Source organism: Streptomyces sp. CA2R106 (genome assembly GCF_037034245.1).
Classification (GTDB): domain Bacteria; phylum Actinomycetota; class Actinomycetes; order Streptomycetales; family Streptomycetaceae; genus Actinacidiphila.
The window spans coordinates 25355-52325 of record NZ_JBAGKC010000022.1 but is presented as its reverse complement, the minus strand read 5'-3'; the positions used below and the strand labels follow the sequence as shown (position 1 = coordinate 52325).

Genomic DNA, 26971 nt, shown 5'->3' with positions numbered 1-26971 from the left:
GACCGGTTCGTGGGGCCCGCGGGTCAACGCGCGGGCGGTGGGGGGAGGAAGGGCAGCCGGGGTGCGGGGTGCCGGCCGGCGTGCGCGGCGCTGAGGGCGAGCAGGCAGCCCGCCGTACCGGTGCCGAGGTCCATGGACAGCCGCATCATCTGGTGCCCGGGGAAGGCGAGCGCGCCGCGGTGCGCCATGCCGTACCAGCCGAGCGCGTCGACCTGTGCGGCCAGAGCGCCGTCGGGGACGCCGGGTGCGGTGGTGCGGGCGAGGTGCAGGATCATCCCGGCCCGGCCGGCCAGCAGTCCGGGCTGGGCGTACAGCCGCGCGGTGGCGGCCCGCACGATCCCGGCCCTGGCCTGCTCGAAGCGTGCGCGGACCGGCTCGTCGAGGCCGTCGGGGCCGGCCAGCGCGAGCAGGTCGTCGAGGACCAGCCCGATCCCGGCGCTGCCGTCGCCGACGTACGGCATGGTGCGCCAGCCCTCGTCCACTTCGAGGCTGCCGCTCGCGGTGGCCACGCAGGAGTCGAGGTCGAGGGTGAGCGCGCGGGCCGCGTGGCCGAGCAGCCCGGGCAGGCCGGTGCGCTCGTACAGCCGCAGGAAGAGCAGGGCGGCGCCGGTGGTGCCGCGCATCAGTCCGGCGCGGCGGGTGGGCCGGGCGTCCGGGTGCTGCCGGCGCCGCTCGGCTTCCGCTTCCGCCTCGGCCGCGACCCGGGCGGCGACGATCCCGGCGGCCTCCAACGCCCGTTCGTGCAGGTCGGCTTCGCCGGTGGTCAGTGCGAGGTGGTCCAGCACCAGGCCGATGCCGGTGAGGCCGCCGTGGAGGTCGGAGGCCAGCCGCTGCCAGTTCTCGGCGAGCAGGGTGCGCACCAGGGTGAGGGCGCGTTCGGTGTGGCCGAGCCGGTCCAGGACGTGGGCGATGCCGGCGACGCCGTCGTACAGGCCGAGCGGGATGCCGTTCGGCAGGTGTGCGGTGCGGGCGAGCAGCCACTGCTCGCCCTCGTCGTGGCGGGGCAGGCCGAGCTGGTCGAAGGTGTAGAGCACACCGGCGGCGCCGTGGGCGACGTTGAGGCCGCCGCCCGGGGTGAACTGGGCGATGTCGCCGGGGTAGAGCCGGTCGTCGCGGTCGGGGGTCGCGGAGCGGAGGATCGCGGCGGCCATGGAGTCGCGGGCGGCGGGCCAGTCGCCCGGCTCGGCGGGCAGGTAGTGGCGGCGCGGCGGTCCGGGGCGGGTGCCGGCGGGCAGGCCGGTGGCGTCGGCGCCGTGGCCGAAGGCGTGGTCCGCGGCGTGCCCGGGGGCCTGGTCGGGGGCGCGTTCCGACCAGCGGTCAGAGGCGCGGTCTTCTGCGGGAGCGGGGTCGCCGGTGTGCACGTGCAGATCGCGGGAGGGTGAACCCGCCCGCAGGTCCGTTCCGTTGACGCCGTACCCGCCGGCCGGGCCGTGGGCGGCGGCTGCGGCAGCGGCCCGTTCGCCACGGGATTCCTCGGCCTCCTCGGCCGTCCGCGTGATCTCGTCCACCGCCTCCGCCAGGTACCACTCCGGCACCGGGAACTCGCGGCCGATCACCTCCGCCAGGTGCGCGGCCTTGCCGCGGTCGATGGCGAAGAGCGTGGTGACGGGCAGGAAGAGGGCCAGCCGCAGGCAGGCCAGCGCGTAGTGGTCCACGGCGGCGCCGCGGCGGTCGGGCGGCGCGACGAACCCCGGGTGGGCGACGGCCTGGCGGCCGTTGTCGGTGGTGCGGGCGGCCGCCTCGAAGTCCAGCAGGGACACCGTCTCGTCGTCGGGCGCGACCATGATGTTGAACATGTGCAGGTCGTTGAAGACCAGCCCGCGCGAGTGGACCTTGGCGACGGCCGCCGCCACCCCGGCGTGGATGCGCAGCGCCCAGGCGGTGAAGTCGGCGACGCCGGCCGGGTCGGGGTCGGGCCGCAGCAGCGGGTGGCGGTGCGCGAAGTAGGAGTTGAGCGGCTTGCCCTCGACGAAGTCCATCACCAGGAAGCGGTGGTCGCCGACGGTGAACCAGTCGCGCAGTTCCGGGGCGACGCCGAGCCCGGACAGCCGCCGCAGCGCGTCGCGTTCGCGGCGCAGCCGGGTGACGGCGTCGGCGCCGTCGGAGGCGAGGCCCGCGTGCGGGCGGCCCTCCTTGAGGACGACCTTGGCGCCGGTGCGGGTGTCGGTGCCGGCGTAGACGCCGCCGCCGTTGGAGAAGTGCAGGGCCTGCTCGATGCGGTAGGGCAGGTCGGCGACGGTGGTGGCGTTGCGCGCGGCCAACTCCGGGGCCAGGAACGGCGGGAGGGTGACCCAGTCGGGCACGTGGAAGGCCGGTGAGCGGTCGTCGGGCACCAACTGCCCGCTGCCGTTCTCGACCGCGGGCACCAGGGTGCCGTGCCCGCCGACGCAGTAGCGCTTGGCGAAGGCGCCGTAGCGCACGTACAGCGGGCCCTGCCGCCAGCGCAGGTCGGTGAGGATGTAGGGGCCCGGCTCGCCGTCCAGGAGCGCGCCGAGTTCGTCGAGGACCACCCGCAGGCCCTGCTCGTCGGGCGGGTAGATGGTGACGAACTTCCCCGAGGTGTCGCGCCCGGCGTACTTGGAGTTGCGCAGGTGCAGCAGCCGGGGGCCGGGCACGAACTTGAACGGGATGTTCCGCGGCACGCAGTAGTCCCAGACCTTCGCGGCGACCTTGTCGGCGCTCTCCAGGGTGGCCGAGGCGTGCACCTTCCAGCCCTGCGCGGGGTAGGCGCGCTCCCCGGCCGGCGGGTCCAGGTGCAGCCAGTCGCCCTCGCGCACGGTGCGCCAGCCGGCGGGCACCGGCCGCCGCGCGGTGTCGAAGAGCGGTACGGCGGCGCGGTCCGTGCTCCCGGCGGCCGCGGCCCCGGTCGCCGCCCCGGGTACGGCGGCCGGGTGCCCGGTCGCCGCCGCCCGGCTCCCGGCCGCCGTACCCGTGTCCCCGGCGGTCGCGGACAGCCGGTCCAGGCTCTCGTAGAAGTGCCGGTCGGCGAGGCAGAAGACCTCGTAGCGGTTGTCCATCGATCCCCCCTCTTCGCGGTGACGGCACTGAGACTGACACGGAAGCGGAATCGGGTGAAGTCACCGTTGTCACCTCATCGCCGTGCGGAACGCATATGTCGGACAGCCGGATCACACGACAGACGGCCGCCACGTTGCGTTCGTCCGCGACTGCGCTCGGTGTTCGCCCAGCGTGAACGCACCGCCCCGCCCGACCCTCCCGCCGCACCCGGCAGTTCCGCCCCACCGGCGGCTATCCGGTCGCCGTCACCGGACGCCCCGGCCAACACGGCGTCTGCGCAAGGGAGTTGACTATGGGAGAGTAAAGATCGCCGAGCCCATATGGGGCAATAGTGCACCGCTGCAACGTTGTCTCTGATTAGTTACGGATTTCCTGAAACGATCTGGACCCCGCGAGAGCGGAACGGCACACTCGGAAACCAGCACCACGAAGGGACACCATGCCGCTCAGGAGCACCGCGACCGCCCGCCAGGAGCGCCTAGGCGCGGAGCTGAGAAAGATGCGGGAAGCCGCGGGGATCACCGCCCGCGACACAGCGCGGTTGCTCGGCACCGACCCGGCGAAGGTCAGCCACATCGAGGCGGGCCGGCTCGGTGTCAGCGAGGAGCGGTTAAGGCGTCTGGCCGCGTTCTACGAATGCGGGGACGCCGCCCTGGTCGACGCCCTGGTCAGCATGGCCAACGGGCATGGCCGCAAGGGCTGGTGGGAGGCCTACCGCGGGGTGGTGCCGGCCGGCATGCTCGACATCTCCGAGATGGAGCACCACGCCGTCCACCTGCGCCCGCTCCAGGTGAGCCACGTCCCCGGCCTGCTCCAGACCGAGGCGTACGCCAGGGCAGTGGTCGGCCACGCCGTCCCGCCCCTGCCCGACAACGAGTTGGACGCCTGGGTCGCCCACCGGATGGAGCGCTCCGCGATCCTGCACCGCGAGTCCGCCCCGCCGTACGAAGCGCTGGTCCACGAGGCAGCGCTGCGGATGCGGTTCGGCGGGGCGAAGGTGGCCAAGGCCCAGCTGGAGCACATCCAGGAGCTGAGCCACCTGCCCCAGATAAGCGTGCGGGTCATCCCGTTCGCCTCCGAGGGGCATGTCGGCTCCAGCCACGCGATGCTCTACGCGAGCGGCACCGTCCCGCAGTTGGACACCGTGCAGATCGACTCCGCGCACGGCGTGATCCTGCTGCACGCGGCCACCCAACTCGCCAACTACCTCAGCCGGTTCGAGATCCTCACGAAGGTGGCGCTGGACCGGGATGAGTCGCGCGACTTCATCCACAGCATCGCCCGAGACCTCTGACCCCTGAAAGGGCCGCATCCCATGACCGCGCTCCTGCCTTGGCAGAAGTCCTCCTACTCCCAGGACAACGGGGACTGTGTCGAGTTGGCCGCACACGGGGGCGCGGTCCTCCTCAGGGAGAGCGACAACCCCGGGGTGGTGCTCACCACCACCCGCAAGGAGCTGGCGCGGTTCCTGCGCTTCCTCAAGGCCGCGCCGACCGCGCCGGCCGTGCCGACCGATCGGGCGGCTCCGGCCGGTCGTGGTCGCCGCCGCACAACTCCGCGCTCAACTTCGTGACGAGGGCCCCGAGTTCGGAGTTCTGCGCGGTGTCCCAGTCGCCCAGCAGGTCGGCCAGCACCGTGCGGCGGGCCGCCCCGAGCCGCTCGGCCAGCGCCTTCCCGCTGTCGGTCAGCCGCAGCGGGTTGCCGGCCCGGACCGCGAACCCGCGGCTCTCCGCCTCCACCGCGGACCGTTCGATCATCTCGGCCGGCACCGTGGCGTGTTCGGCCAGCTCCACCGGATCGGCCTCACCCTGGTGCGCGATCCGCAGCAGCAGCCAGCTGGTGGCCGGATGGATGTCCGCGTCCGCCTTTCCGGTGACCCGGACGTACAGGTCCCGTTTGGCCTCCCGGCTGCCCAGCACCGACAGGCAGCGGGCGATCTCGTCCAGCGAGGAGCGCTCCACCGGATTGGTGCCGAACGTCTCGTTGGCGTCCGGCGCCGTCACCGACCCGCGCAGCGGCTGCTCCTTCAGCAGCCAGGCGAGCACGAAGCCGAGCAGCGCGACAGGCACCGCCCACAGGAAGACCGTGGTGATGGACTGCGCGTAGGCGTGCAGCACCGGGGACTTGATGCTGCTCGGCAGCCCGGCGATCGCCTTCGGGTCGGCCTGGAGCTGGGCCGGGTTGAAGCCGGCCGGCACATGCACCCCGCGCAGCGCCGAACCCAGCTTGTGCGACAGCTGGTTGGTGAAGACGGTGCCGAACACCGAGACGCCGAAGGACGCCCCGATGGAGCGGAAGAAGGTCGTGCCGGAGGTGGCCGAGCCCAGGTCCTCGTAGCCGACCGCGTTCTGCACCGCGAGCACCAGCACCTGCATCACCAGGCCCAGCCCGAGGCCGAAGACGAAGAAGTACAGGCTCATCAGCCAGGTCGCGGTGAACTCGTCGAGCTGGTGCAGCAGGAGCAGCCCGAGCGCGGTGATCGCGGTGCCCAGGATCGGGAAGACCTTGTAGTGGCCGGTGCGGCTGACGATCTGGCCGGAGCCGGTGGAGGACAGCAGCAGCCCGACCACCATCGGGATCATGTGGACGCCGGACAGGGTCGGCGAGTAGCCGTGCACCACCTGGAGGAAGGTCGGCAGGTAGGTCATCGCGCCGAACATCGCGAAGCCGATGATGAAGGAGATCGCCGAGCAGATCAGGAAGGTGCGCACCCGGAACAGCCGGGGCGGCAGCACCGGTTCCTGCGCGCGCCGCTCGATCAGCACGAACACCCCGACCAGCACCACCCCGAGCACCGCCAGCCCGATGATGCGCGCCGAGCCCCAGGGCCAGGTGGTGCCGCCGAGCGAGGTGACCAGCACCAGGCAGGTCGCCGCCGCGGCCACCACCGCCATCCCGGCGTAGTCGATCCGGTGCGCGGTACGCCGTACCGGGATGTGCAGCACCGCGGCGATCACGGCCAGCGCGACGACGCCGATCGGCAGGTTGATGTAGAACACCCAGCGCCAGGAGAGCTGCTCGGTGAACACCCCGCCCAGCAGCGGCCCGAGCACACTCGCGGCACCGAACACCCCGCCGAACACGCCCTGGTAGCGGCCGCGGTCGCGGGGCGGCACGATGTCGCCGACGATCGCCATGGACAGCGCGATCAACCCGCCCCCGCCCAGCCCCTGCAACGCCCGGAACGCGATCAACTCGCCCATGCTCTGGGCGATCCCGCACAGCGCCGACCCGATCAGGAAGAGCACGATCACGGACTGGAACAGCCGCTTGCGGCCGTACATGTCACCGAGCTTGCCCCACAGCGGGGTTGCCGCGGTGGACGCCAGCAGGTAGGCGGTCACCACCCACGACAGGTGGTCGATGCCACCGAGGTCGCTGACGATGGTGGGCAGCGCCGTCGACACGATCGTCTGGTCGAGCGCGGCCAGCAGCAGCCCGAGCGCGAGCGCGCCGATCGCGATCCGCACCGCCCGCTTGTCCTGCTGCTCGCCCGGTGCCGCCGCCGGCGCGGTGGCGGTGCTGGTGTGGGCCATGTGGCAGCTCCTCGCCTCGTCTCCCCGAGGGCCAGAAACTCATATTGCCACCCTTTGTTCGGTTATGGCCTGCGGAAGACGTCACGTCCGGGCCGAAGCGGTGTGCCTCGGGCGTGTCGGATCGGCATAATCACCGGAGACTTCGCGTACGCCGTGTGAACGGACCGTGCGCACCCGGGTACGAACGGCGGGAGGGGAACACCGTGGCGCCGCAGCAGCCGAGCAGGCCGGAGGACGGCCCGTACGACGGCGGGTACGCCCGCACGGGGCGGCCCCACCCGCAGCAGCCGCCGCCGTACGACCCGCACGCGGCGGGGCACCCCGGATATCCCGCCCCCTCCGCCGGTCCCGTCTATTCCGCCGAGGACGACGCGGGCGGGATACGCGCGGCCGAGCGGTCCGCGGAGCGCGCGGCGGCCGTCGCGGCCGTCGAGGGCTTCCACCCGCTGCGCCTGCGGCCCTACGTCGTCGCCGAACCCGACGGCGAGGCCGGCGAGAGCACCGTCCGGCAGCTGATCGACACCGACCAGCCCGGCGCGTACGGCGACCCGTACGACAGCGCGCCCGGCCCCGCGGACGGCGGGCCCGCGTTCGCCGACCTCGGCCTGTTCCCCGCGGCGGGCCGCGGCGACCTCGCTGACGACGACGAGGACACCGACCTCCACCCGGCCTCCGCCGCCCACGGCCGCCACCGGCGGCGCAGGCGCGGCATCGTGGTGGCCGCCGCCGCGGTCGCCGCCTCCGCGCTCGCCGCGGGCGCCGTGGCGGTCAGCGGCCACATCGGCACCGAGCAGCCCGGCACCGACCGCGCCCTGCCCGACCAGTCCTCCTCGATGCCGGACGTGGTCCTCCCCTCCAACGCCACGCAGGCCACCGCGTCGACGGCCCCGGCCATGACCGGCCACACCACCGCGGCCGCCACGCCCCGCACGGCCACCTCTTCGGCCACGCCCTCGACGTCCGCCACCGCCGATCCGGCCGGCACGGCCCCCTCCGCCACCGGCGCCGCGCCGACCGAGCAGGTCTCCGGGTCCGCCGCGAACGCGACCGCGGCCACCCCGCCGTCCGCCTCGGACGGCTCGACCACCACGGCCACCACGGGCACCTCGGGCACCTCCACCCCGACGGACACCGCCTCGGACGGTTCGGGCACCACCACGACCCCTGCGAGCGCCACCACGCAGGTGCTCCAGGTCGGCGACACCGGCCCCGCCGTCACCGACCTCCAGCGCCGCCTCAGCAAGGTGTGGTGCTACGCCGGCCCGATCGACGGCGTCTTCGACAACCAGGTCAAGCTGGCGGTGGCCACCTTCCAGACCTGGTACTGGGTCTCCGACGCCCCCGACGGCAGCCACAACGGCATCTACGGCCCCCACACCCGCGCCGCCCTCCAACACCAGACCCCGAGCGAATAGCCTCCCGACCTGGGCAGGCCCTCAGCGGGCCTCTTGGTCCCTGTGGCGTTCCAGTTCCTCGGCCCACGACTCGATCGCGAAGCGAAGGCCGGCGACAGCTTCCATGTCCACCTTCGTCTGCCGACCCTGCTCGCCAACGACCAGCAAACGCGCGAACGAGCCTCCGGAGCGCATCACCTCGACGGTGAGCCCGTGGGACACATAGGCGTCCCGTACTGCCCGCACCGCAGCGTCGAATCGTTGCGGATCACCTTATGCGGCGGCGGCCGACCCCAACTGGGGGAATCTCTCCTGCCACAGTGATCTCACGCGTACGGGCAGCCACAGTGAGGGCCACAGGCGCAGCAGCAAGCCCTCGTCGAGGAAGCGCCGCACTTCGGACACGTCCATGGCTTCGCGGATCACCGTCTCGTAGAGGCGGCGCCGGTCCTTGTCGATGCCGAGGTCGTAGCGGCCCTGCTGGGACCAGTCCAAACTCAAGGGCAGAGTGACGATCCCGCTGGTCGGTCCCGCCAGCTCACTGAGCGACTCGGGCACCGTGTACGGGCGGATGTCGGCGTAGCGCGACCCTGCGTGCATACCCGCAGTATGCCCGCGTGGCCGGGGAAGACGCGAGCGTCCAGGGCGTTCCGCGTTCGGTCGCCGGTGGGTCCCCCGGGTGGGGCTCAGCGGTCCGCGACGTACTGGAGGAGGCCCCAGGTGAAGTGGGCGACCAGGCGGTTGGCGGTGAGGGGGTCGGTCAGGGAGAGGCGGGCGCGGGAGGGGGCGTCCGGGGGGAGCGGTGCGGCCGGGGGGAAGGCGCGGGCGGCGTCGTCCACGGTGCACGACCACGGCAGCAGGTCCGCCACGGCCGCGAGCCGGGGCGGTTCGGCCCCCGGAGCGCGCACCAGCCACTCGTTGACCACCCCGCCCCCGCCGCCCGGCAGGGTCACCACCTCGAACCGCAGGTGCGGCCAGAGCGGTACGGGCCAGCGAGCCGCGCGCAGCGCCAGGTCCCCGGCCCGCTGCTCGCGTACGTCCTCCGGCGGCCCGAGCGCCGTACGGTAGCGGGCCTCGCCGCCCGGGAACGTCCGGCTGTGCAGCCGTGCCTGCCAGCGGCGGTTCGCCTCGCGCACGTCGGTGTGGTTCACGCCCAGCGTGCGCAGCGCGTCGTCGACCAGGTCCGGCTGGTGGTCGGCCATCCGCCGCAGCAGCACCAGCTGGAACTGGAGCGGCCCGAAGGGTTCCGTGGGCATGCGGCGAGTCTAGGGCCGGCGGAGCCGGGGGTGGCGCACGGGCCACATCTTTTGTATCGTGATGGAACAAAGTGGTTCCGCCCGCCTCCCCTGACCGGCGGGCGGGGCCACGGAGTAACGGAGTCACCGTCGGGGGCGGTCGCAGCGGCGCCAGCCGGAGCGGCCGCCCCCGCTTCGTCCGCGCACACCGTGGCTCCAGCGGCCCCACAGACCTCAGAACCCCAGATCCCCAGGGAGCAGTTCCATGACGCCGTCCGCCCCGTCCGCCGAGTTCCGCGCCCGCGCGCTGCTGCTGGACATGGACGGCACCCTGGTGAACTCCGACGCCGTCGTGGAGCGCTGCTGGCGGCGCTGGTGCGAGCGCAAGGGCCTGGACGCGGAGTACGTCCTGTCGATCGTGCACGGCCGCCAGGGCCACGCCACGATGGCCCTGCTCTTCCCGGACCGGCCGATGGCCGAGAACTTCGCCGAGAACGCCGTGCTCCAGGCCGAGGAGACCGCCGACACCGAGGGCGTCGTGCCGATCCCCGGCGCCCCCGCGTTCCTCGCCGCGCTCCAGGGGCGGCCGCACGCGCTGGTCACCTCCGCCGACAGCAACCTGGCGCGGGCCCGGATGGACGCGGCGGGCCTGCCGATGCCCGAGGTCCGGGTCACCGCGGAGCGCGTCAGCGCCAGCAAGCCCGACCCCGAGGGCTTCCTGAAGGGCGCCGCCGAACTGGGCTTCGCCCCCGAGGACTGCCTCGTCTTCGAGGACGCCGAGGTCGGCATCGCGGCGGCCCGCGCCGCGGGGATGCGGGTCGTCGGCGTCGGCCCCCGCGCGGCCGCCCAGCAGCCCACCGCGCACGCCCCGTCCCTGGAGCACGTCCAGGTGCGCTTCACGGACGACGGCACCTTCGTGGTGACGGTCACCGCCTGACGGTCACCGCCTGGCAGCGGCCATCTGACCGTTCGCCACCTGACCGTTCACGGCGCGCACCCCGCGCGCACGGGCCGTTCACCACGGCACCCCTGTGCGCACGGGCCGTTCACCACGGCACCCCACCCGCACCCGGGTGTCACAAACCCGCGCGCTCGCCGGTTCGTTCGGGCAGCGGCGTCCCGCAGCGGGGCGCCCGTCCGACCGAACGGAGCGCACGTGTTCGCCGCCTACCTCACGGTCACCCTGGTCGGGGTGGTCTTCAACGGCGCCGCCGCCGTCACGTACCTGATCGGCCACGAATACCCCAAGACCCAGGCGGACATGAAGGGGATCGCCCGCAAGTGGGTGCCGGTGCTGGGCCTGTTGCTCGCCGCCGGCACCGTGGGGCTGGCCGCCGGGCTCGCGGTGCCGGTGTTCGGCACGCTCGCCGCCTGCGGGCTGGTCCTCTACTTCGTCGGCGCGATCATCGCCCACCTGCGGGTGGGTTCACGCAACATCGTGGGCGGGATCGTCTTCCTCGCCACCGCGGTCGCCGCGCTGGTCCTGGGCCTCGCGGACCGCGGCCCCTGGTGACGGCACCGGGCGGCGGGCGGCCGCGGGGCGCGGCTCGGCGCCGTCCGCGCCCAGACCCGCGAGCAGCCGCAGCCCGTCCTCCGAAGGGCTGCCCGCGGCCGCGGTGAGCACCACCAGCTCCATGCCCGACCCGTCGGGCAGCGCGAAGTTCTCCTGGTGCAGTTCCAGCGGTCCGACCAGGGGATGCCGGTACGACTTGGGCCCGTGGGTGCGGGCGCGCACGTCCGCGCGGGCCCAGAGCCGGCGGAAGCGCTCGCTGCCCATGGCGAGTTCGCCGATGAGCGAGGCCAGCCGGGGGTCGTCGGGGTACTTCCCGGCGGACAGCCGCAGGTGCCCGACGACGTCGGTGGTGCAGTCGTCCCAGCCGCCGAACAGGCCGTGCTCGGCCTCCTCCAGGAAGAGGTACCGGGCGGTGTTCAGGCCCGGCACCGGCCGGCCGTAGAGGAGCCTGGCCAGGCGGTTGGCCGCGAGCACGTCCATCCGGTGGTCCACGACCATCGCGGGGGTGTCGCCGACCAGGTGCAGGATGCGCAGCAGTTCGGGCCGGACCCGGCCGCCCGGCGTGGGCGTGCGGCGGCGGGGCTGCCCGGCCAGCCGGCACAGGTGGTCGCGTTCGGTCTCGTCGAGGCCGAGGACGCGGGCGAGCGCGTCGAGCACCTGCGCGGACGGCTGGGTCGCGCGGCCCTGTTCCAGCCGTACGTAGTAGTCGACGCTGACCCCGGACAGGTGCGCGACCTCCTCCCGGCGCAGCCCCTCGACCCGGCGGCGGCTGTCCGGGGTGACCCCGACGGTCGCCGGGTCGACCCGGGCGCGCCTGGTCCGCAGGAAACCGGCGAGATCGTCCATGCGCCCAGTATGGGCCGCCGCGCCGCCGGCGAAGGTGGCCCTGCCGGTACCAGGAAGTCCGGTCCGACGGAATCGGCGCCCCTGAACAACAGGACACGCAACGCCCAGGATCGAAGGCGTCCCGATCCACCCGCACCCGATCCCCGAGGAACCCCCGTGAAGACGCTGATCGTGCACGCCCACCCGGAGCCGAAGTCGCTGAACGGCTCGCTGAAGGACCTCGCGGTCGCCACGCTGGAGGCCGCCGGCCACGAGGTGCGGGTGAGCGACCTGTACGCGATGGACTGGAAGGCCGTGGTGGACGCCGCGGACTACGGCCCGCACGCCTCGAACCCGCTCCAGGTCGCCCGCGACTCCGGCCGGGCCTTCGACACCGGGACGCTGAGCCCGGACGTGCGCGCCGAGCAGGAGAAGCTGCTGTGGGCCGATACGGTCATCTTCCAGTTCCCGCTGTGGTGGTACTCGGTGCCGGCCATCCTCAAGGGCTGGGTGGACCGGGTGTTCACCTTCCACTTCGCCTACGGCGTCGGCGAGCACAGTGACACGAAGTACGGCGACCGCTTCGGCGAGGGCTCGCTGGCCGGCCGCCGGGCGCTGCTGTCGGTGACCACGGGCGGCCCGGCGTCGCACTACGCCGCCCGCGGCATCAACGGCCCCATCGACGACCTGCTCTTCCCGATCCAGCACGGCATCCTCTACTACCCGGGCTTCGAGGTGCTGCCGCCGTTCGTGCTCCACAGCACCGACCGGATGACCGACGAGGAGTACGCGGCCGCCGCCGGCGCCTGGGAGGAGCGCCTGCTCACCCTGGAGACCACCGAGCCGATCGCGTTCCGGCCGCAGAACTTCGGCGACTACGAGATCCCGTCGCTGCACCTGAAGGAGGGGCTGGAGCCTGCGGGCCGTACAGGCTTCGGGCTGCACGTGCGCGGCTGAGGCGGGCTGGTCGTAAGGGGGGCGGCGACCCAGGCGTTTGCGAATCGGAACCTCGTTCCGTATCGTTGGCGGAGCGAGGTTCCGTTTCGTCCGGTGGTGCGCGGACCGGAGGCCGGCCCAGCCGTCCTCCTGCCGCGGCGCGCCGTCCAGGACGCGGTCCTCGCCCGCCACCCGGCCCGGGCGGCATCGCCGCAAACCGGGTCGGGCCCCGTGAACGACGAGGAAAGCAAGGCACTCCCATGTCCGACTCCACCACCGCGACCCTGAACGACCCGGCCGCGCCCGCTCCCGCCGCCCCCGCGGGCGTCATCTCCGTACGGCCGGTCCTGCTGCCCGGCGGCGCCGCGCGCGGCGCGGACCTCCAGGTCCGGGTCTCCGCCCCCACCGAAGGCAGCGACCTGCCCGTCGTCCTCTTCTCGCACGGCTTCGGCCAGTCGATGGACGACTACGCCCCGCTCGCGGACCACTGGGCCGCCCACGGCTTCGTGGTCCTCCAGCCCACCCACCTCGACTCCAGGACGCTCGCCGTCGCGCCCGAGGACCCCCGCACCCCGCACATCTGGCGGTTCCGCATCGAGGACCTGACCCGCGTGCTGGACGGGCTCGACACGCTGCTGGCCGCCGTGCCGGGCCTGGGCGGGCGGGTCGACCGCGACCGCGTCGCGGTGGCCGGGCACTCCTGGGGCGCCCAGAGCGTCAGCACCCTGCTCGGCGCCCGCGTCCTTGACCCCGACGGCGTGCCCGGCGAGGACCTGACCGACCCCCGCGTCAAGGCCGGGGTCCTGTTCGCCCTGACCGGGCTGGGCGACGAGCTGACGCCGTTCGCCGCCGAGCACTTCTCGTTCATGCGGCCGTCCTTCGACGCCATGACCGCCCCGGCGCTGATCGTCGCCGGCGACCACGACCAGTCCGCGCTGTCCACCCGCGGCCCCGACTGGTTCGTGGACCCCTACCTCTACAGCCCCGGCGCCAAGAGCCTGCTCACGCTGTACGGCGCCGAGCACTCACTCGGCGGCATCAACGGCTACTCCTCGACCGCCACCACCGACGAGAACCCGGCGCGCGTCGCGCTCCTCCAGCAGCTCAGCACCGCCTACCTGCGCAGCGCCCTCGACCCGGCGGACGCCGCCTGGCAGGACGCGGCCGCCGCGCTGGCCGAAGCCCCCAGCCCGCTGGGGAAGTTGGAGAGCAAGGACGCGTGAACGGGATGGCACCCGGTCACGCGAGCAGGTCGGCGACCGTGGACTGCGGCGCCCAGCGCGGGTCGCGGCCGGTCAGACGTTCGTCGACCCGCGCCCAGGCCGCCGGAGCGGAGCCGAGGCGGGAGCGGACCAGGTCCGCGAGTTCCGCGAGCGCGGCGGCCGCCTGGGGCGGGGCATCGGGGCGGCGGGCGGCGCTGCCGAGGTAGTCCAGCAGGAGGGCGGCGGGCGCGGCTTCGTGCAGCAGGTCGGCGGCAGTGAGCAGCCCGGACGCGAGCAGGCCGTCGATCTGGGTGGCGGCCGCGCAGTGGTAGTGGCCGGCCAGGCCGTGGCGGGCCCGGGCCAGGGTGGCCGCGGCGCCGTCGGGCAGCCCGTCGGGCCCGGGTTCGGGCAGCACGTGCGGGTGCCGCAGGCGCAGTTCGAGGGGGGCCATGCCTATGAGGTCCTCCCAGTGCGGCAGCGGCTCCTCCTGGTGCGCGGCTTCCAGCGCCTGCCAGTCGACGGGGCCCGGGTGGCGTGCCACCAGGCTCGTCGCGACCCAGCGGTGGGAAGCCCCGCGCAGCTTCCGCACCAGCCTGGCCGGGGCGAGTTCGCGTGCGACCCGGGCCCTGAGGACCGCGGCCGGGTCGGGCGCGGCAAGCGCCTTGACGCACAGCCTGGTCGCGGCCCGGCCGAGTGCGCCGCGCTCGGCGAGGGAGGTGAGGCGAGCCGCGCCGCCGTGTTCCAGGAGGCTCAGGCAGCCCCGCACCTGCCGGACGAAGTCGAGTTCGGTGCCGTAGCGGGTCAGGAGTTCCTCGACCAGGTCGGGCACGGGCGCGCCCAGCCACACCATGCCCCCGGGCGGACCCGCCTTCGGGTCGGCCCGCAGCGAGGCGAGCACCCCGGCGGCCACCGGGTCGGCGCTCTGGGCCCCTTTGCCGTCCCCGCCCGGTGCCGCCGAGCGGCGGGCCGACCTCGCCACGATGCGGTCGACGACGAGCGGGTCCCGGGTGTGCCGCAGCAGCACGAGATCGGTGCCGGGGTCGTCGACCTCGGCCAGCCGCGCGGCAAGGCCGTCCGACAGCCAGCGCTGCTGGGTGCCCAGGACCCGCAGCGCGCGCGGGTCGCGGCCCGCGAGCAGCCGATCGTACGCCGGGCGCGGGGTGCGGTCGTACCGCAGCAGGTAGGCGGCGAGCGACCAGGGGCCGTCGGGGCCGAGCCGGGGCAGCACCGCGTCGACGGTGTCGGCGCCGGCGAGGCACAGCAGGGTGCCGATCGGCCAGACCCACAGGTGGTCGCCGTGCGCCAGCAGGCCGAGCGCGTCGTCCGGGGTGCGCGGGCGCACCGAGTGCCGGTCCCAGGAGGGCCGGTCGGCAGGCTCCGCCGCCATGCACCCGGCCGCCGGGGCATGTACGGCCGCGGCGCGCCGGGAGCCGACTCCCGTCGCACCGGCGTGCGGTGGCGTGATGACGGCGCCCTCGGAGGCGGTGGTCCCGGGCGTGTTGCGTCCCGGTCTCCCGTCCGCCGGCTCCCCCGCTGCCCGCGAGGACGGCAGGGAGGCGGTCGCCCGCGCCAGCAGGTCGAGCCAGGTGTCCTCCGGTGCCGCATGCCGCGCCACCGCCGCGAGGTGGAGCCAGGCGTCGGGGTCGGTGCCGAGCTCGGCGTGGAGCCGGCGGGCGAGTGCGGCGCGCCAGGCGGCCGGGAAGGCGAGCCGCCGCCAGTCGTACGGGAGGAGGAGCAGGCGGTGCGCGGGCAGCCAGCCGAGCAGGTCGTCGGCGGTCAGGATGCCCTGGGTGTAGGCGAGTTCGGTGCGGGCGGCGCCGGAGCCCCAGGTCTCCGGCGGCTTCGCGCGCACTTCGGCGGCGGTGGGTGCGGCGTACCAGGAGCCGTGCGCCGGCGGCTCGACGCCCTGCGCGGCGCAGGCGCGCAGCAGCCACAGCGGGGTGGCGAGGCCCGGGGTCCGCTCCGCTTCGGTGGCGGCCAGGAAGCGCAGCACGCCGGGGTCGGCCGGGTCGGGCGCCGGGGCCTCGGCCGGGGCGAGGGACCGCAGCAGGTCGAGTGCGCAGAGCGCGGCCCGCTCGGTGGGGCGGCGCGGCACGAGCGGCGGTTCGTACCGCTCCTGCTCCGCACCGCGGGTTTCGGCCTGTGCCGCACCGCCGGACTCGGCCGGGGCTTCCGAGGGACCGGGCCCGTCCGGAGCCCCGGCCGCGGCAGCCGCTCCGGCCGCCTCGACCAACTCCCGCAGTGTCCCGCTGAACTCGGGCAGCAGCCGGTCGAACTCCGCCCACCCGGCCGCCGATTCGCCGAGGTGCTTCGCCGCCGCGTCGCGCACCTCCCCGGCCGCGTCCGCGGACAGCAGCCCGCGCTCCCGCAGCGCGCCCAGCGCCGCGAGCGCCCGCTCGGCCGGCCGGGCGGTCCGCACCAGCGCGACCGGGTCGAGCAGCCCCGCCGCGACCACGCCCTCCGCCCAGGAGACCGCGCCGCCGTCCAACTCCTCAGCCGCGAGGCGGGCTTCGGGCGCCGTGAGGTTCCCGCCGCGCCGACCGCCCGCGCGCCAGGACTCGTTGAGGACGCTCAGCCGGAACGACCGCCGCTGCTCGTCGCTCGCCGCCTCATGGCGGGCCAGCTCCTCGCACGCCTTGGGCATGAACGGGTGCGCCAGATGGGCCTGGTGCAGCGCGTCCAGGTCGTGGGCGTAGGGCTCCGCGAGCAGGTCGCGCAGCGTGCTGGTGCCGCGGGCGGCGGCGAGCAGGGCCGGCAGCCGCGCCGGGTCGCCGTACGGCTCGCCCCGCTCGTACAGCCCGCGCAGGGCCCGGACCGCGGCACCCTCCGTGCCCTCGCCCGCGCCCTCGCCCGCGCCCCCGCCCGCGTCCTGTTCCGCCGCTGCCAGCGCCGCCGACACCGCCGCCCGCACCGGGCGGGCCACGCTCCGCGCGAGCGCCGGATCGGCGAGCAGCGTCCGCAGCGCCGCCGGGCCGTGCCGCTCCCACACCCGGGCGAGTGCGTACTGCTGGGCCGCGCCCCGCGCGCCCGCGCCCAACGCCCTTGCCACCAGCTCCGGTTCGCCCGAGCACAGCAGCGGCGCGAGCCAGGTGCGCGGCACATCGGCGGCGGGATCGGCCAGTTCGGCCCGCAGCGCCGGGTCCATCGGCACCGCGTCCAGCCGGCGGGCGAGCGTACGGCGCAGCGAGTGCGTGGTCCGCGGGTTGCGGTAGACCGCCGCGCCGACGGCCGCGTCCCCGGTGCCGAGCAGCCGCGCCAGCACCCGCGGGTCGAGCCGGGAGTGCCGGGCCAGCGCCGTACGGCTGCGGGTGTCGCCGTGCTCCGTGACGGCGCGGACGAGCGCGGGGGCGGGCAGCGTGCCACCGGACAGCAGCCGTTCGAGCGCCCGGTCCGGCAGCGCCGCCAGCACGGCGGCCGCGTGCGCGGGCCGGGCGTGCGCGACGGCGAGTGCGAACGTCTCGTCCACGCTGCGCGGCGCGGGTGCCCGCAGCCCGCTGTCCGGCGCCGGAGGCACCAAAGGCTCCGGCTCGGCGAGGAGTTCGGGCAGACTGCCGCGGTAGGACGGCAGCGCGTCGTACATCCGCAGCCACCGCCCGGTGTCACCCGCGAGGTGCGCCTCGACCGCCGCCCGCAGCTCCTCGGCCGTATGCTCGTCCACCCCGCCGAGCGCGGCGATCCGCGCGGCGGCGGCCCGGGCCGGCCGCACCCGCGCGAGCCCGCCTGCCCCTCCCCCGCCGGCGCCCTCCCCCGTACCGCTCGCTGTGCCGACCGCCGCCGCGATGATGCCGCGCACGGCGTCCGCCCCCGTACCGATGCCTGTTCCCCTCACACCGGCCACTCTACGAACGGGGTACGACAGCGGCCGGTGCGCGGACGGTCAGAGCAGCGCCGTACCCGTCGCCGCCTCGTACAGGCTGAGCGCGGCCAGGACGACCATGACCGCGGCGGCCACCTTGGTGATCAGGGACAGCGGCACCCGCTTCATCAGCAGGCGGCCGCCGAAGATGCCGAGCGCGCCGACCGCCCACAGGCCGAGGACCGCGCCGATGGCGACGGAGAAGGGCGAGTCGTAGCGGGCCGCGAGGTTCGCGGTCATGATCTGCGTGAGGTCGCCGAACTCGGCGACGAGGATGAGCATGAAGCCGGCGCCGGAGACCTTCCAGAAGCTCTGGTCGGACGGCGCCTTGACCTCCTCCTCGTCGTCGTCCTTGGAGAAGAGCAGCATGGCGGCGCCGCCGAGGAAGAGGACGCCGACCACCCCCTGCACCCAGCGGTGCGGCAGCAGCGTCAGCAGGCTGCCCGCGGCGATCGCGAGCGCGACATGGACGACGAAGGCGGCCGCGACGCCGACGAAGACATAGGACGGCCGGTAGCGGGTGCCGAGCATGAGACCGGCGAGCGCGGTCTTGTCGGGGAGTTCGGCCAGGAAGATCACGCCGAAGACGACGGCGATGACGCTGATGCTGAGCACGGAAGCTGTTCCTCGATCGGTCGGGGCGGCCGTACCGATGGGACCACAGGGCTTTCCAGGGGTCGCTTCGGCACGGCAGCGTCAGGACACTGCGGCCGAAGGTCTCGCTGGCGGGCACCCGCGGTGCGCCGTCTCCGGGCGCCGGCCCGGCACGCCCCCACCTCGCGGTGCGGAACGGCCCGGCAGTATGTCGACGGTCCGGCGAAGAGCTACTCCCCTTCTGCTGCCCCCATCGTACGGCACCGCGCCCCGGCCCCCGAGGACCGCCCGCTACCCCTTGCGCCGCCGGGCGGCGGCCGCCCACGGGCTGCGGCGCCGCGGCGGCACCGCGTGCCGGGGGCGGGTGATCAGGCCGCGCGCCACCAGTTCCAGCACCACCGCCACCGACACCGCCTGCACCGCCATCAGCGCGATCAGCACGAAGAGCTGCACCGCGCCCGCCGACACCGGGCTCGCCCCGCCCAGCAGCATGCCGACGAACGCGCCCGGCAGCGTGACCAGCCCCACCGTGCGGGTCTGGTCGAGCCCCGGGATCAGCGCGCCCGAAGCCGCCGGGCGGGCGATCTCCATGCGCGCGTCCCGGTCGCTGAGGCCGATCGCCATCGCCGCCTCCACCTCCCCGGCGCGCCCGGCCAGCTCCTCCAGCGCGCGCCGCCCGCCCAGCACGGTGGCCGTCAGACCGCCGCCGATGAGGATGCCCGCCACCGGGATCAGCGCGACCCCGTCGATCGGCACCAGCCCGGTCAGCACCAGCAGCGCCACCACCGGCAGCGCCCCGGCCCCCACCGGCACCGCCGCCCAGCGCCAGGTGCGGTCGGTGGTGACGCGCCGCCCCGCCGTACGCGAGGCGACCGCGTACATCAGCAGCACGAACGCCAGCAGCGCCGCCTGGTGCTTGACCACCCACCCGATCAGCGCGGAGACCGCCGCCAGCTGCACCGCCGCCCGGACACCGGCCAGCAGGATGCCGTGCGCGTACTTCTCGTGCGTGTCCGCGAGCCGGGCGTAGGCGGCGATGCCCGCGGCGGCCACCAGCAGCGCGGCGAGCACGATCCCGAGCGTCCGGTTCACCGGCAGCAGCGACGATGTCGACGAAGAGGCCAGGAAAGAGGCGGGCGGGGTGAGCGAAGAGGGCAAAGCGAAGGAACGGAACGAAGGGAGTGAAGGGAGTACGGTGTCCGCAGGACGTCCGTATCCGGTCATAAGAACAGCGCCGGCCGCTGCCACGGGACTGACCACCTCACACTTGGCGTGCGCTTTTGCGGCCGACTCCACGAAATCTGTGCCGAACCGTTTCCGTGAGAGTATTCCGGCCGTGATAACGCCGTGATTGTCTATTACGTCACGTGCCCTTGAGGGAACCGCGGTCCACCACTGGCGTACGCTGTACGGCTGACGGCGGATGAAGATCCGCCGCTCGTTGACGCGACACCGGGGCACGCCTCCGGACGACTTCGCAGACGGGCTCGCAGGACCACGGCATGAGACCACCGCAGGACACGAGCAGGACGGCGAAGGGCGAGGAGGCGTAGTGCTGCACCACGTGGGCTCCCTCTTCGAGTGGCCCTGGATCTACCTGCTCGTCGGGCTGTCCGTGCTGCTCGACGTGTTCGTGCCGGTGCTGCCCTCCGGCGTGCTGGTGATCAGTGCGGCGACCACCGGTTCGACCGGCGCCCGGGACGGCGTCCTGGACATCCTGGTGCTGCTCGCCTGCGCGGCCACCGCGTCCTGCGCGGGCGACCTGCTCGCCTACCGGCTCGCCTGGCGCGGCGGGGCGTGGTTCGACCGGCGCATCGCGAACTCGCGGCGGCTCGCCGCCGCCCACGAACGGCTCGGACAGGTGCTCAACAGCGGCGGCGGCGTCCTGGTGGTGCTGGCCCGCTTCGCGCCCGCCGGCCGCAGCGTGGTCAGCCTCGGCGCCGGTACCGCGCGCCGCCGCCCGCGCGAGTTCCTGCCGTGGTCGGCGCTGGCCGGCGTCTGCTGGGCCACCTACAGCGTCGGCCTGGGCTGGATCGGCGGCCGGTGGCTGGGGGCGAGCTGGTTCGGCACCCTCATGTCCTTCGTCGCCCTGCTGGGCGCCGGCGCGTTCGCCGCGATGGTCTTCCGCCGCGAGCGCCGGATAGCGCTGGAGGCGGCGGAGTACGCCGCCGCACCGCTCGACACCGACGCCCTCGACGCTCTGGACACCGGCGCCCTCGACGCCGAGCCGGCTGCCGCGGCCCCGCTCGCCGCGACGACCGCCGAGCCCGCCGCAGCCCCGTCGGGCGCCGCTCCCTCGGGCGGCACTCCCTCGCGCCCGGCGCCGGCCGCGCCGCTCATACCGCCCCTGGTCCCGCCGTTCGTGCCGCCGCGGCCGACCTTCGCGCCCTCCTTCGCCGCGCCGATGGCGGCCAACCCGGTCGCCGGCCCGCTCGGCCCCCTCGGCGTGCCGCCGCAGGCCGCCGCGCCGGCCGAGCGCGGACCGGTCGTCGAAGCGCTCTGAGCGCCCGGTCCACCCTCGCCCGCCCGCTCTCCCCCGGCCCTTCCCCGCACCCGGCCGCCCGATGCCGACGTTCCTGCGCACATTCGTTCCCACCCGCCGGGACCGTTCCCCACGAAAGCCGCACGGAAGGGGACGGATCACCCCCGCACCCCGCCGCCCTGTCCCGTATTCCGGAAAGTATTCTCACTCGATCCGGCAATAGTCAGCACTCTGCGTTGCGGAAACAATTGGGCTGTACCACCTCCTTACGGAAGGACAGTCCATGTCGGTTGATGCGGGTCAGGACACCGCACAAGGCAATCCGCAGGACGCCGGGGCGCGGACCAGTCTCGACACTGCCGCCGCGCGGAATCTGGCGACCACCACGAAGTCCACCCCGCAGATGCAGGGCATCTCGTCCCGCTGGCTGCTGAAGGTGCTGCCGTGGGTGCAGGTCAACGCGGGCACGTACCGGGTCAACCGCCGGTTGAGTTACGCGGTGGGCGACGGCCGGGTGACCTTTGTGAAGACCGGGTCCGAGGTCCGGGTCATCCCGCAGGAGCTGGGCGAGATCGCCGCCCTGCGCTCGTTCGACGACGTGGCGGCGCTCGGCGCGCTGGCGGATCGTTTCGTCCAGCGCGAGTACCAGCCGGGCGAGGTGCTGGCCGAGGCCGGCCGCCCGGCCGACACCCTCTACCTGATCGCGCACGGCAAGGTCGAGAAGATCGGCGAGGGGTCGTACGGAGAGGAGACCCAGCTCGGCTCGCTCGCCGACGGCTCCTACTTCGGCGAGCAGGCGCTGCTGGGCGAGGGCACCTGGGAGCACACGACCAAGGCCGCCACCGCGACCACCGTCCTGGAACTGCCCCGGCAGGCGCTCACCGCCCTGCTGGAGACCGCGCCGCCGCTGCGCGAGCACCTCGACGCCTTCCGGGCGCTCCCGCAGCAGCGGACCAACAAGCGCGGCGAGGCCGCGATCGAGCTGGCCTCCGGCCACAAGGGCGAAGCCGCGCTGCCGACCACCTACGCGGACTACGACGTCAAGCCGCGCGAGTACGAACTGAGCGTCGCCCAGACCGTGCTGCGGGTGCACAGCAGGGTCGCCGACCTCTACAACGAACCGATGAACCAGACGGAGCAGCAACTCCGGCTGACCGTCGAGGCGCTGCGCGAGCGCCAGGAGCACGAGCTGATCAACAACCCCGAGTTCGGCCTGCTCAACAACGCGGAGTACGACCAGCGCATCCAGCCGCACGCCGGCCCGCCGCTGCCGGACGACCTCGACGAGCTGATCAGCCGGCGCCGCAACACCCGCTACCTGCTGGCCCACCCGCGCACCATCGCCGCGTTCGGCCGCGAGTGCACCCGTGCGGGCATCTACCCCGACCCCGTGGAGGTCAACGGCTCCACCGTCCCGGCCTGGCGTGGCGTGCCCCTCCTCAGCTGCAACAAGATCCCGGTCACCGAGGCCCGCACCAGCTCGATCATCGCCATCCGTACCGGCGAGGACAACCAGGGCGTCATCGGCCTCAACCAGACCGGGCTGCCCGACGAGCTCGAACCGGGCCTCAACGTCCGCTTCATGGGCATCGACGACAAGGCGATCATCAGCTACCTGGTGAGCACGTACTTCTCGGCGGCGGTGCTGGTGCCGGACGCGCTCGGCGTGCTGGAGAACGTCAACGTCTCCAACTGGCGCTGATCCGCGCGGCCGAGCCCGCGGCGTGACGAAAGCGGTTCCCCCACCGGGCCGGGTGGGGGAACCGCCCTCGTCGTGCGTTGCGCGTTGCGCGTCAGGCGTGGCGTCCGGGCGCGCAATGTCACGTCGTCACGTGCGGAGCACGATCTCCCGGAAGACGTTCGCGCTGACCGCCATGCCGTCCCCGAACGGCGCCTCCAGGTCCCAGATCAGGAAGAGCAGGAAGGCGATCAGCGCGCTGAAGAGCCCGGCGAGCAGCAACTCCCGCCCGGAGCGCCGGATCTGGAGGGTGAAGATCAGCCCGACGGTCACCAGAGCCCCGGTGATCAGGCCGAACCACACCATGCCCGGCACCGAGGACCCGAGGTCCTGTCCACGGGCCGTCCGCGCCTGGTCCGCCGCGGTGACCTGGTCGAGCAGCGGCTGGTACGCCTGCTGCCCGAGGTCGTCCTTGGGGTCGTAGCTCGTGACGTCGCTGCGCACCTTGTCGAGCAACTGCGTGGCCTTGGGCGACAGTTCCTCGTGGTGGCGCATGTAGGGCCACTCCTTGTCGGCCACGAAAGCCGCGTACGTGTCGACGTCCGCGCGCACCTGGTCGCGTACGCCGACCGGGTAGACCTGCACCCGCGCCTTGATCTCGTGCAGGGCCTGCGCCTCGGCGAGCGCCTCCGCCTGAGCACTGCCGCGGCTCTCCCACACGCCCGCGATGGCCAGACCGAGCACGATCGCGTAGACCACGCCGATCATCATGACCATGTACTCGATGACGTCCGGGGTCTCGGACGGGTCGTCGTCCGCGGTGATCCGGCGCTGCCGGAGCACCACGACACTGATCACCACAGCGCACACCGCGACCATCGCGATGACCAGCGCCAACCACTGTGACATGGATGAACTCCCCCTCTTCGGCTAGTGGTTACGGCGGTAGGTGCGGGAGCCGGGGCGCAGGACGGCCACGGCGAGCAGGGCGGGAACGGTGGTGAGCAGCATCGTCTCCATCACGGTGCGGGTGTGCCGGGCCGGTGTGTGCACGGCTTTCGGCGCAGGCGTGGGCCACGCGGCCGGTTGCGGCGGGGCGGCGGCACGGGTCGGGCCGGGGGTGGGAGTGGGTTTCGGGGTCGGGGTGGCCGCCGGTGTCACTGGCGGGGTGCGGGTGGGTGGCGGGGCGGGGGTGCGGGACGGGGTGGGGGCAGGTGGCGGTTGTGCCGGGGCAACGGCCTTGGTGTGCGTGGGTGTTGGAGTCGGGGTCGGGGTGGCCGTCTTCGTCGGGGTCGGCGTCGGGGTCGGCGTGGGTGACTGGGTGGGCGGCGGTGTGGGGGGCGCCGAGGGCGGCGGCTGCGGGTGGCACCATGGCCACGGCCAGCCCGGGGGGAAAGGCCATGAGCCGGACCAGCCGTCGTGCCGGCTCCACGGCCAAGGCCAAGGCCAGGGCCAGGGGACGCACTTGAGCGGCCCGGTGTGCGGGTCGGGGGCTCGCGTGGGCGAGGGCGTCGGCGCCGGGTGCCGCGTCGGGTGCGGCTTCGGTGCGGCCGTACGAGGCGGGGCCGCCGTACGAGCCGGCGCGGCGATACGGGTCGGCGTGGCCGTACGAGCCGGGGCCCCCGTACGAGCCGGGGCCGCCGTAGGCGCCGGGGACGGGGGGCGGGTAACGGTCGGGGACGGGGAGGGTTCAGGCGAACGGGCCGGGCCCGGGGGGCCGTCGGTGACGTGTTCGGTGCCCGGGCGGGCTGGTGGACGGGAGGTCGTACACGTGCGGGCCGCGCGTATGCCGTCGGCGCAGCCGGGTCCGGGGGTCGCCGCGGCGACGCCGCCCAGCCCCCACGAACCCGCTGCCACCACCACGGCGAGCGCCGCCCACAGTCGGGCGAGCCTCCCCCTTGAAGTTCTCACCCCCCAATGCTTCGCGGCGCCGCCGGGACCCGCCCGTGCGAAGGCCACCCGTTCACCCGAAAGGTTCACATCACCCGTAAACCTGCCTGTGTGATGTGCAACGCCCTTTTCGCCAGGCGCGGTTGAGGGCGTCCGCTACCGCTGCGCGCCGGCCTCCCCCAGCGCCTCCAGCAGCAGGTCCCAGGGGTACGCGACCGGTTCGTCGCCCTCCGGCGGGCCCGGTTCGTAGCCGCCCGGACCGTAGAGCACCCGCACGCCGGCCTGCCGCAGCTCCCCGATCGACCGTTCGAACGCCGGGTGCTGGGCATACGCCGAGTTCAGGCAGGGCATCGTGAGCAGCGGGATGCCCTTGCCGATCGCCTCCGCGGCCACCCCGACCACGAACTTGTCCGAAATACCCGCCGCCCACGCGTTGACCGTCGTGAACGTCGCCGGCGCCACCACGACCATGTCGGCCGGCGGCCAGACGTCAGGCTGCCCGGGCAACTTGTACTCCCAGCGCACCGGGTGGCCGGTCAGCACCGCCAGCCCCTCCAGCGACTCCGCCAACCACCGTGCCGCAGTCGGGGTCAGCCCCAGGCAGACGTCCCACCCGGCCCGCTGCGCGGACTCCACCACCCGCGCCACGTCGAAGACCGGGGGCGCGGCGGAGGCCAGCAAATAGAGCGTTCGAGCGATCATGACCACCACCCAACAGCCCCACCCGTCCCACCGCAACCTGCCCCCGCCTCCCCCGTAACGCTTCCGTCCCAAAGGCTGCCGCCCGCGGGGCTCCCCCGGCCGGGCCGGCGTGACACTGCCCACATGAGCAAACCTCCGGCAGTTCCGGGCGGGGTCCCGATCCGGGTGGACAACGCCACGATCAGCGCGGGTGCCTGGTCGGCTCCCGCGAAGGGCACGGTCGTCCAGACCGTCGACGGCACCGGCAAGCGGATCACCGCCACCCGGATCGTCGCTCTCGGCCCCCTCGCCCTCGCGGCCCGCAAGAAGACGGGCCGGCTGACGATGGTGCTCGCCGCGGCGGACGGCAGCACCACCACCGTCAGCGTCAAGCCCGGCAAGGCGCAGGCCGCCACCGCGTGGGCGATCGCCTTCAACGCCTGGAGTTCCGCGCCCTGACGCCGACCCGGTCGAACCCGGGGAGGCGGTCGCGTCGTCCCGCCGGCGGGCGGCCCGGTGGATACGCTGGAGCGCATGATCCACACCGTGGCCGTCGACATCGGCGAGACGCTTACGTCCGACACGCGTGTGTGGGGGATGTGGTCCGACTGGCTCGGGGTGCCCCGGCACACGGTGTCGGCCCTGGTAGGCGCGGTCGTCTCGCGCGGCCAGGACTGCAACGACGCGCTGCGGCTGCTCCGGCCCGGGCTGGACGTCGCCGCGGCGCAGGCGGCGATGGAGGCATCCGGCCGCGGCGAGCACTTCGACGAGACCGACCTCTACCCCGACGCGCGGCCCGCCCTCGGCGCCCTGCGCGCCGCCGGCTACCGCGTCATCGTCGCCGGCAACCAAAGCGCCCGCGCAGCCGAGTTGCTCCGCGCCCTCGACCTGCCCGCCGACCTCGTCGCCACCTCCGGGGAATGGGGCCTCGCCAAACCCGACCCCGCCTTCTTCGCCCAGATCGTCGGCCTCGCGGGATGCGAACCCCACGACGTCCTCTACGTCGGCGACCACCCCCACAACGACACCTTCCCCGCAGCAGCCGCCGGCCTGTCCACCGCCCACCTCCGCCGCGGCCCCTGGGGACACCTCTGGGCCGACGACCCCGACGTCGCCCTCACCGCCGACCTCCGCGTCGACTCCCTCACCGACCTCGTCAACAAACTCACGAACCGCCGCTGAAACCGGCTCGGTTCCGCATCCCTCGGGCTCGGCCCGCCCCGGCAACCGACCGACGACGGACGACGTGCCCCCCGACGGGCCCGCGCGCCCCGTGCGCCCACGGCGCGGCCGTCGCACGGCTGTTGGTGTCTGCGTACCGCAATGCCGACGCCTTCACTTACGGGCACGGCGGACGCGACCCGGTTCGGTGCGCCTATCCGACGCTGAGCTTCGGCAGGAGAGTGGCGAGCACCCACGCCGCGCCGTCCCCCTTCTCACCGCCGATATGTGCGGCCTCAACCGAAGCAAGGGTCGACGCGCCTGCCCCGACGCACTGCTTGTAGACCAGCACCACCCGGTCCTGCTGCTTTGGGATCGCCAACGGGATGTGCCCGTATCCGGCTGCTTGGAGGCCGGCGGAGATTTCGGCGACGACATTGACCTTGGCACGCGAAGCGCCGACTGCGTTGCGGAGCGTCTTGACGCTTACCGCCGCGTAGCCGCCCCCGGCCTCGACGGCCGCCTCGACCTGCGTCATGTCCATGAACTCCCCCTCGCTGTAGAGGCCGTGAGCGTACTGAAGGGGGAGCGCCCCTGTTGACCGTTTCAGCCGAAGTGCTGCCTCGAGTGCCGAATGAGGCGGTTGTTCACGCGTGGGCCCCGGCCAAGTGGGCCCATGGCACGGCTGGGCAGACACCGCCGCCCGTTCCAGAACCGCCGGAGGGTGCGACACATCGTTCGTCAGATCGTGTTGATTCCGTCCGACAACGAAGTCACCAGCCTTCGAGAAACACAAGGAAGAAAAAGTTCGAACTCCGCTTCGCTCAGCGGGCTCGGGCGTGGAACGCCGCTCTGCGGACTCCAGCGAGCTTCCTGACCTGCGATCTTTTCAACACCACTTGAAACGTAAGGCACATTCCCGATGATCGATGATCGGCAATGGCGGCGATTCCCCGCCGGTAAGAGTGCA

The 26971-nt window shown here is 73.9% G+C and carries 24 protein-coding genes; 11 read left to right on the top strand and 13 right to left on the bottom strand.

Features of this window, described 5'->3' with window-relative positions:
- Positions 1-23: 23 nt before the first annotated feature.
- Complete coding sequence (gene lanKC / locus WA788_RS25725; protein WP_335981109.1) at positions 24-3017, bottom strand: class III lanthionine synthetase LanKC; 2994 nt, start codon at positions 3015-3017, stop codon at positions 24-26.
- A 440-nt stretch (positions 3018-3457) separates the two neighbouring features.
- Here lanKC and WA788_RS25720 point away from each other — a divergent pair, with 440 nt between their 5' ends.
- Positions 3458-4312 (top strand): helix-turn-helix domain-containing protein, encoded by an 855-nt coding sequence (locus WA788_RS25720; RefSeq protein WP_335981108.1) that lies wholly within the window; start codon positions 3458-3460, stop codon positions 4310-4312.
- A gap of 21 nt (positions 4313-4333) precedes the next feature.
- Positions 4334-4591 (top strand): DUF397 domain-containing protein, encoded by a 258-nt coding sequence (locus tag WA788_RS25715; protein WP_335981107.1) that lies wholly within the window; start codon positions 4334-4336, stop codon positions 4589-4591.
- Here the strand turns inward: WA788_RS25715 and WA788_RS25710 are convergent.
- A complete protein-coding gene (locus WA788_RS25710; protein ID WP_335981106.1) occupies positions 4497-6554 on the bottom strand; it encodes an MFS transporter in 2058 nt (685 codons plus the stop codon). The two genes, WA788_RS25715 and WA788_RS25710, sit on opposite strands and share 95 nt — an antisense overlap.
- A 203-nt stretch (positions 6555-6757) precedes the next feature.
- Between WA788_RS25710 and WA788_RS25705 the strand changes: the two genes are divergently transcribed.
- Complete coding sequence (locus WA788_RS25705) at positions 6758-7969, top strand: peptidoglycan-binding domain-containing protein (protein ID WP_335981105.1); 1212 nt, start codon at positions 6758-6760, stop codon at positions 7967-7969.
- A gap of 21 nt (positions 7970-7990) precedes the next feature.
- Here WA788_RS25705 and WA788_RS25700 read toward each other — a convergent pair whose 3' ends face one another.
- The 3 genes from WA788_RS25700 to WA788_RS25690 all read right to left on the bottom strand — a co-directional run bounded on the left by WA788_RS25700 (position 7991) and on the right by WA788_RS25690 (position 9204).
- A complete protein-coding gene (locus WA788_RS25700; RefSeq protein ID WP_335981103.1) occupies positions 7991-8170 on the bottom strand; it encodes a hypothetical protein in 180 nt (59 codons plus the stop codon).
- 51 nt (positions 8171-8221) lie between these two features.
- A complete protein-coding gene (locus WA788_RS25695; RefSeq protein ID WP_335981101.1) occupies positions 8222-8548 on the bottom strand; it encodes a hypothetical protein in 327 nt (108 codons plus the stop codon).
- Positions 8549-8634: 86 nt separating this feature from the next.
- Positions 8635-9204, bottom strand: coding sequence for a hypothetical protein (locus tag WA788_RS25690; protein WP_335981100.1), 570 nt, complete (start codon positions 9202-9204; stop codon positions 8635-8637).
- Between the two features lie 244 nt (positions 9205-9448).
- On the opposite strand from WA788_RS25690, the gene WA788_RS25685 reads away from it, so the two are divergent.
- Positions 9449-10120 (top strand): HAD family hydrolase, encoded by a 672-nt coding sequence (locus WA788_RS25685; protein ID WP_335981098.1) that lies wholly within the window; start codon positions 9449-9451, stop codon positions 10118-10120.
- 219 nt (positions 10121-10339) lie between these two features.
- On the top strand, positions 10340-10696 hold the full coding sequence (locus WA788_RS25680; protein ID WP_335981097.1) for a DoxX family protein: 357 nt from the start codon (positions 10340-10342) through the stop codon (positions 10694-10696).
- Here WA788_RS25680 and WA788_RS25675 read toward each other — a convergent pair.
- The gene (locus WA788_RS25675; protein WP_335981096.1) at positions 10610-11542 is read right to left on the bottom strand and encodes a helix-turn-helix transcriptional regulator; all 933 of its coding nucleotides are present in this window, start codon (positions 11540-11542) and stop codon (positions 10610-10612) included. The genes WA788_RS25680 and WA788_RS25675 overlap by 87 nt on opposite strands.
- A gap of 156 nt (positions 11543-11698) precedes the next feature.
- Here WA788_RS25675 and WA788_RS25670 point away from each other — a divergent pair, with 156 nt between their 5' ends.
- Both WA788_RS25670 and WA788_RS25665 read left to right on the top strand, forming a co-directional pair.
- Positions 11699-12478 (top strand): NAD(P)H-dependent oxidoreductase, encoded by a 780-nt coding sequence (locus WA788_RS25670; RefSeq protein WP_335981095.1) that lies wholly within the window; start codon positions 11699-11701, stop codon positions 12476-12478.
- A gap of 239 nt (positions 12479-12717) precedes the next feature.
- Entirely contained in the window at positions 12718-13680 is a 963-nt protein-coding gene (locus WA788_RS25665; protein ID WP_335981094.1) for an alpha/beta hydrolase family protein, read from the top strand.
- 16 nt (positions 13681-13696) lie between these two features.
- Here the strand turns inward: WA788_RS25665 and WA788_RS25660 are convergent, their stop codons facing one another.
- The 3 genes from WA788_RS25660 to WA788_RS25650 form a co-directional block, all read right to left on the bottom strand.
- The gene (locus tag WA788_RS25660; RefSeq protein WP_335981093.1) at positions 13697-17488 is read right to left on the bottom strand and encodes a hypothetical protein; all 3792 of its coding nucleotides are present in this window, start codon (positions 17486-17488) and stop codon (positions 13697-13699) included.
- A 48-nt stretch (positions 17489-17536) separates the two neighbouring features.
- The gene (locus tag WA788_RS25655; RefSeq protein WP_335981092.1) at positions 17537-18130 is read right to left on the bottom strand and encodes a TMEM165/GDT1 family protein; all 594 of its coding nucleotides are present in this window, start codon (positions 18128-18130) and stop codon (positions 17537-17539) included.
- A 270-nt stretch (positions 18131-18400) separates the two neighbouring features.
- The gene (locus tag WA788_RS25650; protein ID WP_335981190.1) at positions 18401-19210 is read right to left on the bottom strand and encodes an ABC transporter permease; all 810 of its coding nucleotides are present in this window, start codon (positions 19208-19210) and stop codon (positions 18401-18403) included.
- 451 nt (positions 19211-19661) lie between these two features.
- On the opposite strand from WA788_RS25650, the gene WA788_RS25645 reads away from it, so the two are divergent.
- Both WA788_RS25645 and WA788_RS25640 read left to right on the top strand, forming a co-directional pair.
- Positions 19662-20612 (top strand): DedA family protein, encoded by a 951-nt coding sequence (locus WA788_RS25645; RefSeq protein ID WP_335981090.1) that lies wholly within the window; start codon positions 19662-19664, stop codon positions 20610-20612.
- Positions 20613-20874: 262 nt separating this feature from the next.
- Positions 20875-22293, top strand: a complete 1419-nt coding sequence (locus WA788_RS25640; RefSeq protein WP_335981089.1) for a family 2B encapsulin nanocompartment shell protein — start codon at positions 20875-20877, stop codon at positions 22291-22293.
- A gap of 126 nt (positions 22294-22419) precedes the next feature.
- On the opposite strand, the gene WA788_RS25635 is transcribed toward WA788_RS25640, so the two are convergent.
- The 3 genes from WA788_RS25635 to WA788_RS25625 all read right to left on the bottom strand — a co-directional run bounded on the left by WA788_RS25635 (position 22420) and on the right by WA788_RS25625 (position 24861).
- The gene (locus WA788_RS25635) at positions 22420-23178 is read right to left on the bottom strand and encodes a bestrophin-like domain (RefSeq protein ID WP_335981088.1); all 759 of its coding nucleotides are present in this window, start codon (positions 23176-23178) and stop codon (positions 22420-22422) included.
- Between the two features lie 21 nt (positions 23179-23199).
- Positions 23200-23322 carry a hypothetical protein gene (locus WA788_RS25630; RefSeq protein ID WP_335981087.1) on the bottom strand — a complete coding sequence of 41 codons (123 nt, stop codon included), beginning with the start codon at positions 23320-23322 and terminating at the stop codon, positions 23200-23202.
- 993 nt (positions 23323-24315) lie between these two features.
- Complete coding sequence (locus tag WA788_RS25625) at positions 24316-24861, bottom strand: flavoprotein (protein WP_335981086.1); 546 nt, start codon at positions 24859-24861, stop codon at positions 24316-24318.
- 123 nt (positions 24862-24984) lie between these two features.
- Here WA788_RS25625 and WA788_RS25620 point away from each other — a divergent pair, with 123 nt between their 5' ends.
- Both WA788_RS25620 and WA788_RS25615 read left to right on the top strand, forming a co-directional pair.
- On the top strand, positions 24985-25299 hold the full coding sequence (locus WA788_RS25620; protein WP_335981085.1) for a hypothetical protein: 315 nt from the start codon (positions 24985-24987) through the stop codon (positions 25297-25299).
- Positions 25300-25374: 75 nt separating this feature from the next.
- Positions 25375-26022: an HAD family hydrolase gene (locus WA788_RS25615; protein WP_335981084.1), complete on the top strand. Its 648-nt coding sequence runs from the start codon at positions 25375-25377 to the stop codon at positions 26020-26022.
- A gap of 193 nt (positions 26023-26215) precedes the next feature.
- Here the strand turns inward: WA788_RS25615 and WA788_RS25610 are convergent, their stop codons facing one another.
- Entirely contained in the window at positions 26216-26545 is a 330-nt protein-coding gene (locus WA788_RS25610) for a hypothetical protein (protein ID WP_335981082.1), read from the bottom strand.
- Positions 26546-26971 lie beyond the last annotated feature (426 nt).